A 13,677-nucleotide genomic window follows, 5' to 3' on the forward strand; every position below is an offset into this window, starting at 1 on the left:
ATGTGCCGACCGTTCAGCCGGCGCGGATGAACGCCAGTGCGCCGAGGACGATGAACAAGACGGCGGCGACGGCGTGGACGGCCTTCGTCGGCAGCTTATGGGCGAAGCGCTCGCCTAGCAAAATGGCCGGCACGTTCGCGAGCATCATGCCGAGCGTCGTTCCGCCGACCACGCCCAGGAAATCATGGAAGCGGGCGGCGAGCGCAACCGTGGCGATCTGCGTTTTATCGCCCATCTCCGCGAGAAAGAACGTGGCGAGCGTCGTGCCGAACACGCCGAGATGGCTGCGCCCGACATTCGTTTCGCTCGGATCGAGTTTGTCCGGGATGAGCACCCACAGCCCCATGACGACGAACGAGATCCCCAGCGCCCAGCGCATGACGCTCGGCGTGACGAGCGCGCCGAGCCAGGCGCCGATCGCGCCGGCGCAGGCGTGGTTCGCGAGCGTGGCCGCGAGCACGCCGAGCATGATCGGCACCGGCTTGCGATAGCGTGCGGCAAGCACGAGCGAAAGCAGTTGAGTCTTGTCGCCGATTTCCGCGAGTGCGACCGCGCCCGTCGAGATGAGAAAAGCTTGTTCCACGTGATAGTTCCTCGGGCCGAGATATGAACGAGCGACGATCCACCACGCGGCCGGGCCCTGAAAGCGGCATGCGTGGGAATCATCGGTCTCGCCAGGCCAAAGGCTGTGCCCGCCATGGCCCGCTCGGAGCCAAGTGTGTTGACGGACGCCCCCGCGGTGCGTCTCGGATGCCGCATGGGACGAAAGCTCGAACCATGGCGGCGATCTTGGATCGCCGCATGCAACGGACGCAGCGGGGCGGCTACTCCCCAATGAGCGGCGGATTCTAGCATAGGCGGCCGGTTTTGGCTCGCCTCTCTCGCCCGTCGGCGCCCTTGCGGCGGTCAAGAAAACGGTTCAGCCCCGATGCGCGTGCGAATCGGCGAATAAGCGCACTTTCGAGCGTCGCGCGAATGCTACGTCTAGCGCCGGTGCTGTTTTTAAGACGGAATTTTCAGTAATATTCCGCCCTGCGGAACCGGGCCGTCTGCATTCGAATTGAAAAATAATTGAAAGCTTCGCCGTCGCGTAATGCGACTGCGGTTATTCCCCGGTGAGACCAAGAATATCGACCAATTCGGGGTGTGGTACGCGGGGGTGCCGTCAGGGCTTTCGTCGTTCGCATCTGTGCGCCGGGGCAACCGGCGATTTTGATTCGAAAAAGCGAACGCGACATGCACGACCTGCGCTGGACCATCCCAGTTGCCCGGTGGTCCTCCTGGCCGGCCGGCACAACGACCACGCCCGATATCGGGTTTGTCGAGCCGCTCATGCGGCGGCGGCTGAGCACGCTTTCGAAAATGGCGCTGAAGGTCGCTCACGATTGCGCGTCCGAAGATCAAGCCGTCCGCCTCGTCTTCGCTTCCCGTCACGGCGAACTGCGCCGCACCACCGGCATACTCGACGACATCGCCGCCGGCGAGCCGGTCTCGCCCACTGCCTTCAGCCTTTCAGTGCTCAACGCAATGGCCGGTATCTACAGCATCGCGCGCCGCGACCGGTCGCCTTCGACCGCCATCGCGGCTGGTGCGCAGACGCTCGGCTATGCGTTGCTCGAAGCGCACGCGCAATATGCAGCCGATCCCTCCACCCCGGTGCTCGTCGTGTATGCGGACGAACCCGCCGATGAGCGCTTTGGGGCGATCGAGCACGAAGCATCGGCCTGTGCACTCGCCGTGCTGCTCGATCGCGGCGCGCACGTGGAACTCGAATGCGAGACGGGCTGCGCCACCGAGATGCAGCCGGCCCCCGAGTTCGCCACGCAGCGCGACGCGCTCTTGCACGCGTTGTCGCGCGGCGCGGCAGCACCGGGCGCTGTGACGTGGCAGGGCGCCGGTCGTCGTTGGCGCTGGTCGCTGCGCAATGGCGGCGCGGTATGAAAGCCGGATTCATGGCCCGTATCGATCGCCCCTGGCGCCTCGTCGCCACGGGCGCCGCTTTCGCCGGTTTCGGCATTTGCGGCCTTTTGTTTTCCGTCGTGGTGTTTCCTTTTGCCTGGCTTTGGCCGCACCGTGCGTCGAGCCAACGCGTCGTCGTGACGATCATTCACTGGTTCTTCCGCGCGCTCGTGGCGATGCTCGAGGCAACCGGCGTCATGAAGCTCGACGTAAGCGGGGCGCGCGCGCTGATGGCGCGCGGCCCGGCTGTCGTGGTCGCCAATCATCCGACCTACCTCGACGTCGTCGTACTGCTCGCGCTCACGCCGCGCGCATGTTGCGTCGTGAAGAACGCGCATTGGGGCAATCCATGTTTTTGGGGCATCGTGCGCGCGGCGCAATACGTCAGCAATGCAGATCCCGCCGAACTGATCGAAGCAGGGGCGCGTCAGCTCGCCGCCGGCTACACGATGATCGTCTTCCCCGAGGGCACGCGCAGCCCCGGCGGCGACCGCCTGCATCCGTTCTCGCGCGGGTTCGCGCATATGGCGTTGCGCGCCGGCATCCCTGTGCGCCCCGTCCTGATCGACTGCAATCCGCCGGCCTTCACCAAGCAAATGCGCTGGTACGACGTGCCGTCACGGACGTTCCACATGCGCGTCGCCGTGCTCGAGCCGCTGACGCTCGATCGTTTCACCGCTCCCGATACGCCGCAAGCCGCCGCTGCGCGTGCCGTCGCACAGGCGGTTCAAGCCCATATCACCGAGCATCTGTTTGCTTATGGATTCTTTAAAACTCGAAATTAAGCGGTTGTTGATCGAGGCGCTCGATCTCGAAGACTTGCGTCCCGAAGATATCGACGACGACGCGCCTCTGTTCGATACCGACGGCGTCGGGCTCGATTCGATCGACGCGCTCGAAATCGGCATCGTTCTGCGCAAGCGCTATGCGTTGACCATTGCGGCCAACGACGAGCGCACGCGCGAGCATTTCCGCTCCATCAACACGCTTGCCGCGCTCGTTCACAGCCAAAGCGCGCTCGCGCAAGCCGCCGGCGACATCGCAACAGAAGGGGAATAACCGTGACCGAAACCGAGATCCTCGAGCGCATCCGCGCTATCTTCAGCGAAAACTTCGGGATCGAGCCGGAGCGCGTCACACCGCAAGCGCATCTGTTCGAAGAGCTCGATCTGGACAGCATCGATGCGGTCGATCTGGCGATCAAGCTTCAGGAGATGACGGGACGACGCATCAAGCCGGAGGAGTTCAAATCGGTGCGCACGGTCGGCGACGTCATCGGCGCAGTCGAATCGCTGCTGGCGGCCTGACTCGATGCATGCCGCTTCGACCCGCGCGGCCTCGCCGTCTCGGGCCGCCGCCGGGCGCATTCGCTTGATCGCGAACGTGGCGCTCAAGCTCGCCTATCCGATCGTCATCCTGGCGTTCCTGCGCATCGGTTCGCCGCGTTTCATCGGCGTCGCGTTGCTGGCGCTGCTCTGGTTGCAGCGCTGGCTCGGCGCCGGCAGCGTCAAGGCGCTGCTGGCGCGGTTTACGCGTCTTGAATGGGGGGCGGCGCTCGTCATGAGCGCGTTATCGGCGGCGATCGCCGTGACGGACAGCGAAACGTTGCTGCGCGCATACCCGATCGTCGTCAACGTCGGCATGCTCGTCGCCTTTGGGGCCACGCTGTGCAACGGCGGCCCGTCGATGGTCGAAAAATTCGCGCGCGTGCGCCGGCCCGATCTCGATGCGAGCGCCGTGCGCTATACGCGATGTGTGACGCAGATCTGGTGCGGGTTTTTCGCGTTGAACGGTGCGGTATCGGCCGGCATCGCGCTATGGGGCTCGCGTGCGCAGTGGGCGCTTTATAACGGCGTCGTGACCTACGTGTTGATCGGCATGTTGATCGTGGGCGAGATCGCTTGGCGACATGCCTTCGTTTTGCGAGGGAAGTCGCGGTGAACGCCACATTCGTTGCGCTGCGCGAACTGCTCTCGGCGCCGCGGGAAGACGCCGCGCCGGTCTGTGTCGACGACACGGTCGTGCTCGATTTCGGCGCCTTCAAGACACGTACGGCCGCCTATGCGGTGTGGCTCGAGCTGCAGCGCGGGCAACGTGTGGCCGTGTGCCTCGACGATCCGTTCGATTTCGCGTGCGCCCTGTTTGCCGTACTCGCGTGCGGCAAGGAGCCGGTCATCCCGTCGACGTCGGCCCCCGCGTACCTGGCGGCGCTGGGCGAGTGCTACGACATCTTGCTGACGCCGGCCGAGACGACCGAAGTCGACGTCTATGCCGCTTCGGAAATGCCGGCGCCGCGTATCGATGCCGATGCACCGCTCACGCTTTATACGTCCGGCAGCAGCGGAACGCCCAAAGCCGTGCGCAAGACGCTTGCGCAGTTCGACGCGGAAGTGCGGACGCTCGAGACGCAGTGGGGAGCGTTGCTCGGGGGGGCGACGGTTCTTGCGAGTGTGCCGCATCGGCACATCTACGGTTTGCTGTTTCGCGTGTTCTGGCCGCTGGCGGCCGGGCGGCCATTCGATCGATCGAATTGCGCCGAGCCGCTGCAACTGCAGGCGAGGCTCGCGCGCGTGGGCAAGGCGGCGGTGGTGTCCAGTCCGGCGCAGCTCGCGCGCTGGATCGAATTGCCGGGTTTCGACACGCTGTCGCCGGCGCCGTGCGCATTCTTTTCCTCGGGCGGGCCGCTCGGGGAAGAGGCCGCGACGCGCTACGCGCAGCGCTTCGGCGGCGCCCCCTTCGAGATTTACGGCAGCACCGAAACGGGCGGCATCGCATGGCGCCAGCGTCATCTCGGCGAGACCTGGCAAGCCGTGCCGGGCGCGGCGCTCAGAGCGGACGACGACGGCGCGTTGCTCGTGCGCTCCCCCCATCTCGGGCATGACCTTTGGCATCGAACCGACGATGCGGTCGCGTTCGACGAAGCTGGCCGATTTACGCTCAAAGGGCGACTCGATCGCGTCGTGAAGCTGGACGGCAAGCGCGTGTCGTTGCCCGAAATCGAAACGCACCTCGCCCGCCATCCGTATGTCGCGCAGGCTGCCGCGGTCGTGCTGCCGGGCGCGGCGCGCGAGCGGCTCGGCGTGCTCGTTGCGCTGACGCGCGAGGGCGGATCGGCCTTGGCCGCCGATGGGCGCATCGAGCTGGCCAAAGCGCTGCGTGCGCACCTGGCCGACTATGTCGAGGCCGTCGTGCTGCCGCGCCGCTGGCGCTTTTGCACAGCCTTGCCGTTCGATGCGCGGGGCAAGCTGCCGGCCGCCGCCGTGGCCGCTGCGTTCCACGCGCGTCCCAAAGGGATGGAAGTGCTCGCGCAGTTTCTCCACGGCGACGCGATGCACTACGACCTGCGCGTACCTGCGACGCTCGTGCATTTCGCTGGGCATTTCCCGGGCTTGCCGATCCTGCCCGGCGTCGTGCAGATCGACTGGGCTATCGAGCTCGGTGCGCAAGAATGGCCCGAAGTGCGGGAGATCGCTTCGGTCGATCGCCTCAAATTCATGGCGCCCGTGCCGCCGGGCGCGATCCTGCGCCTGACGCTCGCGCACGACGCCGAGCGCCGCAGAATGCGTTTCGCGTTTCGTTTGGGGCAGCGCGACAGCGCGTCGGGCGTGATCGTGTATCGGGAGAGCGCATGACCGTGCGTGTCGCGATCGTTATCCCGATCTACAACCACAAGGACGAAATCGGTGCGACGGTCGCACGGCTGACGCCCCACGGGTTGCCGATCTTCATCGTCGACGACGGCAGCGACGAGGCCACGCAAGCGGTGCTTGCCGAGTTGGCCGCGCGCTCGTCAACCTTGGTATCGCTGTTGCGGCTTCCCGTGAATGGCGGCAAGGGCGCCGCCGTGATGGCGGGGCTCAAGGCCGCTCACGGGGCCGGTTTCACGCATGCGCTTCAGATCGACGCGGACGGACAGCACGATGCGGCCGACGTGCCGCGCTTCCTCGACGCCGCGCGGGCGGCGCCCGATGCGATAGTGCTCGGCAGGCCCGTCTACGATGAAAGCGTGCCGAAGGCGCGGCTCTATGGCCGCTATCTGACGCACGTCTGGGTGTGGATCGAAACGCTGTCGTTCGCCATTCCCGATTCGATGTGCGGCTTTCGACTCTATCCGCTCGAACCCGCTTGCGCGCTCATCGATGCGGTGGCGTTGCCTACTCGGATGGACTTCGATATCGAAATCCTCGTTCGCTTGTCGTGGCGCGCGTTGCGCTTCGTGACGATTCCCACGCGCGTGACGTACGCACCGGGCGGTCTGTCCCATTTCGACGTCGTGCGCGACAACGTACGCATCAGCAAGAGCCATACGCGGCTGGTGGCCGGGATGCTCGCGCGTTTGCCGATCCTGCTGGCGCGCAAGGTTTTGCCTCGCGGGAGCGAGGCCGCGTCGGGCTCGGTCACTGCCGGGCGCTGGTGGCGCATCGCCGAGCGCGGCAGCCGCACGGGCATGCGTTTGCTTGCGTTGAGCTGCCGCCTGTTCGGCATGCGGGCGACCCGCTTGTGGCTGCATCCGATCGTCGCTTACTTCTTGGTGACGGGCAGGGCGGCGCGGCTCGAATCGCATCGCTACTTCGCCAGGTTGCAGGAGGTGTCGCCCGCGGGGACGACGCCATCGCCGAATTGGCGCACGGCGTATCGGCACATGCTGGCCTTTGCGGAGGCCGGCCTCGATAAGCTCGCCGCATGGACCGGTCGGGTCGCGCAAGACGATGTGGCATTCGACGATCCGTCCGCATTCGACGCGCTCGCGGCGAGCGGGAAAGGCGCGCTCGTCATCGGCGCGCATCTCGGCAATCTCGAGATGTCGCGCGCGTTGGCGGTCCGCGGTGCGCACGCCAAAGTGACGGCGGTCGTCTACACCGAGCACGCGCGGCGCTTCAACAGTGTCTTGGCCGGCGCGCATCGCGATTTCGCGAGCCGGATGGTGGAGGTCGCCGATTTCGGTCCCGAGGCGGCCATGTTGATGCAGCAGCGCATCGACGCGGGCGAACTGCTCGTAATCGTCGGCGACCGAGTGCCGGCGCACGAGGCGGGCCGCGTCACGCAGGCGCCTTTCCTCGGCGCCGATGCATCGTTCGCCCAAGGGCCGTACGTGCTGGCGCATGCGCTTGGCTGTCCCGTCTATTTGCTCTTTTGCCTGAAGGAGCGGGGCCGCTATCGGCTCTACTTCGAGCCGTTCGCCGAGCGCATCCACCTGCCCCGCCGCGAGCGGTCGACCCATCTGGCCGCACACGCGCGGCGCTATGCACAGCGGCTCGAATACTACTGCCGCAAGGCGCCGTTTCAATGGTTCAATTTTTTCGATTTCTGGGCGCGCCAGAATGGAGGGGCCGATGGCCGAAGATGATTTGACCGCGCATCGCGCGGCGTCCGAAGCAGCCCCGGCTTGCGCAACGGTCGAAGTCGGCGCTCGCCGCATGAGCATCGAGGACGTCGTGGCCATTGCCTGCGCTCGGGCCGGCGTCGCGCTGAACGCCGACGCCGATTGGCGCGCACGCATCGAACGCGGGGCGGCATTTTTGCGTGAGCGGCTTGCCGCGGGAGCGACCGTCTACGGCGTCAACACCGGTTACGGCGACGCCTGCGTCGTGAACGTGCCGCCGGAGCTCGTCGAAGCATTACCGTTGCAACTCACGCGCTACCACGGTTGCGGCATGGGCAGGCTGCTCGATTCGGCCGAAACGCGCGCGGTCATCGCGGCGCGTCTGAACTCGTTGGCCTACGGGTATTCGGGGGTGCGCGTCGTCCTGCTCGAACGGCTCGCCGATCTCATCAACTTCGACATCCTGCCGCGCATTCCGGCGGAGGGGTCGGTCGGCGCGAGCGGCGATCTGACGCCGCTTTCGTATGTCGCCGCCGCCCTGGTGGGCGAGCGCGACGTTCAATTCGACGCGCGAGTGCGGCCGGCCGCCGGCGTCTGGGCCGAACTGAACCGCACGCCGCTGCAGCTTGCGCCGAAGGAAGGGCTCGCGCTGATGAACGGCACGGCGGTGATGACGGGGCTCGCGTGTCTCGCCTTCGCGCGGGCCGCGCAATTGACGCGGCTGGCCGCGCGGTTGACCGCATTGTCGACGGTCGCGCTCGATGGCCGTGCCGCGCACTTCGACGCGATGATTTTCGATGTCAAACCGCACGCCGGGCAGGCGCAGGCCGCGGCTTGGATTCGAGAAGATCTGGCGGGTCGAGAGGACACGGCCGGGCAGCGGCTGCAGGATCGCTACTCGATTCGCTGTGCGCCGCACGTCATCGGCGTCGCGCAAGACGCGCTCTCCTGGGTGCGCCGCGACGTCGAGAACGAACTCAACAGCGCGAACGACAACCCGCTCATCGACGTGGACGGAGAGCGCGTGTTGCACGGGGGGAATTTCTACGGCGGCCATATCGCATTCGCGATGGATTCCTTGAAGACGGCGGTGGCCAACCTCGCCGATCTCATGGACCGACAATTCGCGCTCATCGTCGACGACAAGTTCAACAACGGACTGCCGCGCAATCTTTCCGGCGCGAGTGCGGCGCGCGCGCCGATCAGTCATGGGTTCAAAGCGGTGCAGATTTCCTCGTCGGCATGGACGGCCGAAGCGCTGAAGCTGACGATGCCGGCCAGTGTGTTTTCCCGCTCGACCGAGGCGCATAACCAGGACAAGGTCAGCATGGGTACGATTGCGGCGCGCGACTGCCTGCGCGTCATCGAATTGACGGAGCAGGTCGCGGCCGCGCATACGCTTGCAGCCGTGCAAGCCGCGCGGTTGCGGTTGTCGGTCACGGCGGGCGCCGAGCTGACGGCGCCGCTCGCGCGATTCGTCGAACGTGTGGGTGAGCTGTCGGCATTCGTCGGCGACGACCGCCCGCTCGAGCGCGACCTGCGCGAGCTGACGCAATGTATCGCCGACGGCGGGCTCGTCGGCGCATGCCCGCCGGCCGGGGCGATGAGCGAGGCGTCGCGATAAATGGATCGGGCGCGCTTCTCTCTCACCGCGGCCGCACGCGTCGAAGTGCCGTTTCACGACGTCGATGCGATGAACGTCTGCTGGCACGGCCACTATTTGAAGTACTTCGAGATCGGGCGGGCGGCGCTATTGCGCGCGTTCGACTACGACTACCCCGAGATGCAGGCATCCGGCTATGTGTGGCCGATCGTCGAAGCGCACCTGAAGTACGTACGGCCCGCGCACTACGGTCAGGCGCTCGAGGTGCGCACCGAATTGCTCGAGTTCGAGAACCGGCTCAAGATCGGCTACGAAATCGTCGATGTGGCCTCGGGCGAACGATTGACGAAGGGCTACACGATTCAGGTGGCTATCTGTGCGGCCACGCGCGAATTGCAGTTCGTATCGCCTGCGGTCGTTGTCGAAAAATTGGAGCGGCGATGGGCACGCTAAGTCAGCGGCGCTCGCGCCGGTCGGATGTCGCGCTGCTCGGCGCGTGTCTCGCGTGCGTCCTCGCTTGCGCTCGGCCCTTGCCGGTGCTGGCGGCAGAGGGGATGCCGGCGGCGAATCACGCGCTCGCGCCTGGGGCCGCGGCCGATGCAGGCCTCGTTGCGCGCATCGCGGCGCAGTTGGCTGAAAAGGTCGGCGTGCGGGCGCAGTTCAAGCAGACCCAGACGCTCGCCGCGATGGCCGCCCCGCTCGTGAGCACGGGTTCGCTCGTATTCGTTCGGGACCGGGGCGTGATCTGGCATACCGATACGCCTTACCGCGTCACCTACGTGATCGGCGATGCCAGCGTGACTAAAATCGACGCGCGCGGACAACGTTCGACGAGCGGCGCCTCGCGCGGCGGCATGGCGCAAGTCTCGCGGATGATGCGCGCGATGCTCGGCGGCGATCTATCGGCCCTCTATTCGCAATTCGATGTCGCGGCCGACGGGACGACGGCGCGATGGCATATGCGGCTGACGCCGAATCAGCCGCAGCTCGCGCAGTTCGTGAAAGCACTGCGCATGGAGGGCGGCGCTTTCCTGCAGACCCTCGAGATCACGGCCGCCAACGGCGACACGACGCGTATCGATTTTTCGGCGAGCGAAGCGATCGACGCGTTGTCGCCGGCCGAACTCGCCTTGTTCGGAGCGCGCTGATGGATGCCGTGCACACGTTGGCTAGACGCAAGCGAGGGGTGCTCCTCGCGTGGCTGGCGCTGATGTGCGTGGCAATCGCATATTGCGCGTGGCGCTTTGCGCAGCCGGCGTTGGGCGGACACACGTTCGCGCCTGCCCTGCAAACCAATCTGCTCGCACTGTTGCCGAAGACGGAAGCCGATCCCGCTGCCGAGCAGGCGCTCGACAAGCTGGCCGACGCCATGGGCGAGAGGGCGGTCTACCTCGTCACGAGCGACGACGCGGCGCATGCAAAAGCCGCGGCTCGCGCGCTGGCGCGAACGCTATCGGCGAGCGGCGCCTTTCGTGGCGTCGTGGCGCAATTGCCGCCTTTCGATGCGACACAAGTGGCGCGTTTTTATTTGCCGTACCGATTTGGCTTGCTCGTGGCGCAGGATCGTGCGGCATTGACGTCGGGTTCGGTTGCGTTGCCGGAGCTCATCGCGCAACGGCTGTTCGATCCATTGCGCACGGGCCTCGCCGCGCCGCTCGCGGACGATCCCTTCGGCTGGCTCAGTCGCTGGCTAAGCGCGCTGCCGCTCGCAACGTCGAACCTCGGCATCGAGGACGGCATGCTCGTGGCCCATCGCGGCGTGGCGACGAGCGTGCTCGTGACAGCGACCTTGCCCGGTTCGGCTTACGAATCGTCGGTTCAGGCGGCCGTACGCGAAGCGACCCGCGACGCCGAAGGCGCGACGGCGCGTGCCTACCCGGACGTTCGAATCGCCCGCACCGGCGCCGTGTTTTACGCCGATGCGGCGCGTCGTGCTTCCGAGGGCGATGTCCATCGCATCGGTATCTGGTCGGCGGGTGGTATTGCATTGTTGATGCTTTGGATCTTCCGGTCGCCGCGATTGATTGCGCTGGGCTTCCTGTCGACGGCGATCGGGGTGGCTTGCGCGCTTGCCCTGACGATGGCCGTGTTCGGTCAACTGCACCTGCTCACGCTCGTATTCGGCGCGAGTTTGATCGGCGAAGCCGTCGACTATTCGATTCAATACTTCGTGCTCTATCTGAGCAAGGGGCAACGTTGGAATGCGCGGCGCGGACTGCGCGAGGTGCGTCCCGCGCTGCTCGTCGCGCTGGCGACGAGCTTGCTCGGCTACGCGATTCTGGCCTGGGCGCCGTTTCCGGCGCTCAAGCAAATCGCTTGCTTCGCGATGGTCGGTATTTCGATGGCGTTCGCATCCGTCGTCTCGCTGTTGCCCGCGATGCTCGAGCAAGCGCCGCGACGCACGCCGGCCTATTTGTTCGCCGGCGCGGCGCGCTTGCTGTCGCGCTGGCAGTCTCTGTTCGCGGGTCGCCGAGCCTGGTTCGCGGGTGTGCTGATTCTGGCCGTGACGCTGCCCGGATGGCTGCGTCTGCACAGCGATGACGACATTCATTTGCTCGTACACCGAGATCCGGAACTCGTGGCGCAAGAGCGCGATGTGCGCGCCGCGGTCGGCGTCGACGACGGCGCGCGCCTATTCGTCGTCAAAGGCCCGTCGCCCGAAGCGGTGCTCGAACGCTGCGAAGCGCTCGGCGATCGGCTCGACATGCCGCTGGCCGGCCGGCGGCTGGCCGGGTGGCAGTCGGTATCGCAGTTCGTGCCGTCGGCGCGCAGGCAAGCGGCCGATCGCGTCTTGCTTGCCTCGACGGCGCTGCGCTCGCCCGATGTCCTGCGCGCGACGTTGGTCGGCGCCGGTTTTCGCGAGGCCGTGGCCGGGGCATACGTGGATGCATGGACGCAGGGCGCGACAGCGCCGCTCACGCTCGACAGTTGGCTTTCCACTCCGTGGTCACAGCCTTATCGACATCTTTGGCTGGGCGCCGTTCGAGACGCAACCGCAGGGAGCGATGGCGGCTCCGCAGCGTCGAGCGCACCGGAATACGCGGCCATCGTGATGCCGACAGGCGCGACGGCCGCGCAGGCGCCCGCGCTCGCGGCCTTGGCGAATACGTTGCCGGGCGTCGTTTTCGTCGACAAGGCCGCAAGCGTGTCGCGGCTGTTCGGCGCGTACCGCAGGGACAGCGGAATGTGGCTTGCCGGCGCGCTCGTGCTCGTGCTCGCCTTGCTGGTGGCGCGCTATCGCGCCCGCGGGGGCATTCGCGTGTTCATGCCGGTCGTGCTTGCGATCGCGGTTGCCTTGGGTGCGTTCGGCTACGCCGGCGTGCCGCTCACGCTGTTCAATTGGCTTGCGCTGATGCTCGTGCTCGGCGTCGGCGTCAACTACGCCGTGTTCTTGCGAGAGGGCTGCATGCGCGAGGACGCCGATCTCGGCGCGGTATGGACGGGCGTTGCGTTGTCGGCCGCGACGACGTTGCTCTCGTTCGGGCTGCTGGCCATGAGTGCGATGCCGGTTTTGAAAGCGTTCGGCGCAACGCTCGCGCTCGGCATCGCCGTTTCCGCATTATTGGCGCCGATCGGCCTGCCGGATGAAAAGGATCGTCGATGAAATTGCCTCACGTCTACTTGCATGCGCTGGGGATGATCAACGCGCTCGGGGCCGACACCGACGCGATTGCCTCCGCGCTGGCGGTCGGGGTTTCGCCAGGCATGGGGCGCGTCGCATTCGGCGGAGAGCATGGCGCCTATACCGGCCGCGTGCTGGCGCCGCTCGAGCTTGCCCCGCCGTCGTCGCTCGCACGCTACGACTGCCGCAACAACCGCCTCATGCTGGCGGCGCTGGCCCAGATCGAGCCGGCCGTGCAGGCCGCGTGCGCGCGCTACGGCGCGGGGCGTGTCGGCGTCGTCCTCGGAACGAGCACGTCCGGCGTCGGCGCGGGCGAGGCGGCGGCGGGTATCGCGAGCGGCATGGAAGCCGGTCACGCCCCGTTCGATTACGTACAGATGGAAATCGGCAGCGGCGCCCCGTTCGCGGCCGCGACGCTCGGATTGCAGGGGCCGGCTTTCACGATCTCGACGGCATGCACGTCGAGCGCGAAAGCGTTTGCCGCCGCGCGTCGACTGCTGCAGATCGGTCTTTGCGATGCGCTCGTCGTCGGCGGTGTCGACTCGCTTTGCGAATTGACGGTACGGGGTTTTGCGGCGCTCGAATCGACGAGCCTCGATCGCACGAATCCGATGAGCGCGAATCGGGCCGGCATCAATATCGGCGAAGGCGCGGCCGTCTTTCTCATGAGCCGCGAGGAAGGGCCGGCGAGGCTGGCGGGCGTCGGGGAGTCGAGCGATGCGCACCACATTTCGGCGCCGGACCCGTCGGGCGCGGGTGGCGAGCAAGCGCTTCGGGCCGCGCTGGCCGACGCCGGCATGGCGGCGAGCGAGATCGGCTACGTGAATTTGCACGCGACGGCCACGCGCAAGAATGACGAAATGGAGGCGCGATTGATGTCGCGCGTATTTCCGCACGGGGTGGCCGCAAGCGGCACGAAGCCGCTGACGGGGCATACGCTTGGCGCCGCGGGCGCGACGGAACTCGGCTTCGCTTGGCTTTCGCTCGTGCGCGAGGGTGCCGTGCTCCCGCGTCATGTGTGGGATGGGGCGGCCGACCCCGCGCTGCCGGCGCTCGACTTGGTCGAGCAGGACCGGCGCCTCGCGCCCGGGCAGGGCGTCATGAGCAATTCGTTCGCATTTGGCGGAAGCAACGTGAGCCTCGTACTCGCCCGCTGAAGGACACAACGCG

At 66.7% G+C, this 13,677-nt stretch carries 13 protein-coding genes and 1 riboswitch; of the genes, 12 read left to right on the forward strand and 1 reads right to left on the reverse strand.

All coding sequences use genetic code 11. From position 1 onward, the window contains the following. Nucleotides 1-13 precede the first annotated feature (13 nt). Nucleotides 14-583, reverse strand: a complete 570-nt coding sequence (locus ACTHNR_RS26800) for a TMEM165/GDT1 family protein (RefSeq protein WP_440551902.1) — start codon at nt 581-583, stop codon at nt 14-16. Nucleotides 584-586: 3 nt separating this feature from the next. After that, nucleotides 587-845, reverse strand: a riboswitch (yybP-ykoY riboswitch). A 391-nt stretch (nt 846-1,236) separates the two neighbouring features. Between ACTHNR_RS26800 and ACTHNR_RS26805 the strand changes: the two genes are divergently transcribed. The 12 genes from ACTHNR_RS26805 to ACTHNR_RS26860 are packed head-to-tail and all read left to right on the forward strand — an operon-like array spanning nt 1,237 to nt 13,664. Further along, nucleotides 1,237-1,941, forward strand: coding sequence for a beta-ketoacyl synthase chain length factor (locus ACTHNR_RS26805; RefSeq protein ID WP_440551905.1), 705 nt, complete (start codon nt 1,237-1,239; stop codon nt 1,939-1,941). Continuing rightward, the gene (locus tag ACTHNR_RS26810) at nt 1,938-2,744 is read left to right on the forward strand and encodes a lysophospholipid acyltransferase family protein (protein WP_440551906.1); all 807 of its coding nucleotides are present in this window, start codon (nt 1,938-1,940) and stop codon (nt 2,742-2,744) included. Before ACTHNR_RS26805 ends, ACTHNR_RS26810 begins: the two co-directional genes overlap by 4 nt. Next, nucleotides 2,719-3,018, forward strand: a complete 300-nt coding sequence (locus tag ACTHNR_RS26815; protein WP_440551907.1) for a phosphopantetheine-binding protein — start codon at nt 2,719-2,721, stop codon at nt 3,016-3,018. The genes ACTHNR_RS26810 and ACTHNR_RS26815 overlap by 26 nt, the downstream gene beginning before the upstream one ends. Nucleotides 3,019-3,020: 2 nt before the next feature. Further along, a complete protein-coding gene (locus ACTHNR_RS26820) occupies nt 3,021-3,266 on the forward strand; it encodes an acyl carrier protein (RefSeq protein ID WP_440551909.1) in 246 nt (81 codons plus the stop codon). Between the two features lie 4 nt (nt 3,267-3,270). Next, the gene (locus ACTHNR_RS26825) at nt 3,271-3,900 is read left to right on the forward strand and encodes a hypothetical protein (RefSeq protein WP_440551911.1); all 630 of its coding nucleotides are present in this window, start codon (nt 3,271-3,273) and stop codon (nt 3,898-3,900) included. Then, a complete protein-coding gene (locus ACTHNR_RS26830) occupies nt 3,897-5,591 on the forward strand; it encodes an AMP-binding protein (RefSeq protein ID WP_440551913.1) in 1,695 nt (564 codons plus the stop codon). The genes ACTHNR_RS26825 and ACTHNR_RS26830 overlap by 4 nt, the downstream gene beginning before the upstream one ends. Continuing rightward, entirely contained in the window at nt 5,588-7,306 is a 1,719-nt protein-coding gene (locus ACTHNR_RS26835; RefSeq protein WP_440551916.1) for a glycosyltransferase family 2 protein, read from the forward strand. The genes ACTHNR_RS26830 and ACTHNR_RS26835 overlap by 4 nt, the downstream gene beginning before the upstream one ends. Further along, a complete protein-coding gene (locus ACTHNR_RS26840; protein WP_440551917.1) occupies nt 7,293-8,906 on the forward strand; it encodes an HAL/PAL/TAL family ammonia-lyase in 1,614 nt (537 codons plus the stop codon). The genes ACTHNR_RS26835 and ACTHNR_RS26840 overlap by 14 nt, the downstream gene beginning before the upstream one ends. Continuing rightward, the gene (locus ACTHNR_RS26845) at nt 8,907-9,338 is read left to right on the forward strand and encodes an acyl-CoA thioesterase (protein WP_440551919.1); all 432 of its coding nucleotides are present in this window, start codon (nt 8,907-8,909) and stop codon (nt 9,336-9,338) included. Continuing rightward, nucleotides 9,326-10,033, forward strand: a complete 708-nt coding sequence (locus ACTHNR_RS26850) for an outer membrane lipoprotein carrier protein LolA (RefSeq protein WP_440551921.1) — start codon at nt 9,326-9,328, stop codon at nt 10,031-10,033. Before ACTHNR_RS26845 ends, ACTHNR_RS26850 begins: the two co-directional genes overlap by 13 nt. Next, the gene (locus ACTHNR_RS26855; RefSeq protein WP_440551923.1) at nt 10,033-12,489 is read left to right on the forward strand and encodes an MMPL family transporter; all 2,457 of its coding nucleotides are present in this window, start codon (nt 10,033-10,035) and stop codon (nt 12,487-12,489) included. The genes ACTHNR_RS26850 and ACTHNR_RS26855 overlap by 1 nt, the downstream gene beginning before the upstream one ends. Then, the gene (locus tag ACTHNR_RS26860; RefSeq protein WP_440551925.1) at nt 12,486-13,664 is read left to right on the forward strand and encodes a beta-ketoacyl-[acyl-carrier-protein] synthase family protein; all 1,179 of its coding nucleotides are present in this window, start codon (nt 12,486-12,488) and stop codon (nt 13,662-13,664) included. The genes ACTHNR_RS26855 and ACTHNR_RS26860 overlap by 4 nt, the downstream gene beginning before the upstream one ends. Nucleotides 13,665-13,677: the final 13 nt, after the last annotated feature.

Source organism: Trinickia sp. (genome assembly GCF_051954495.1).
Taxonomy (GTDB): Bacteria; Pseudomonadota; Gammaproteobacteria; order Burkholderiales; family Burkholderiaceae; genus Trinickia.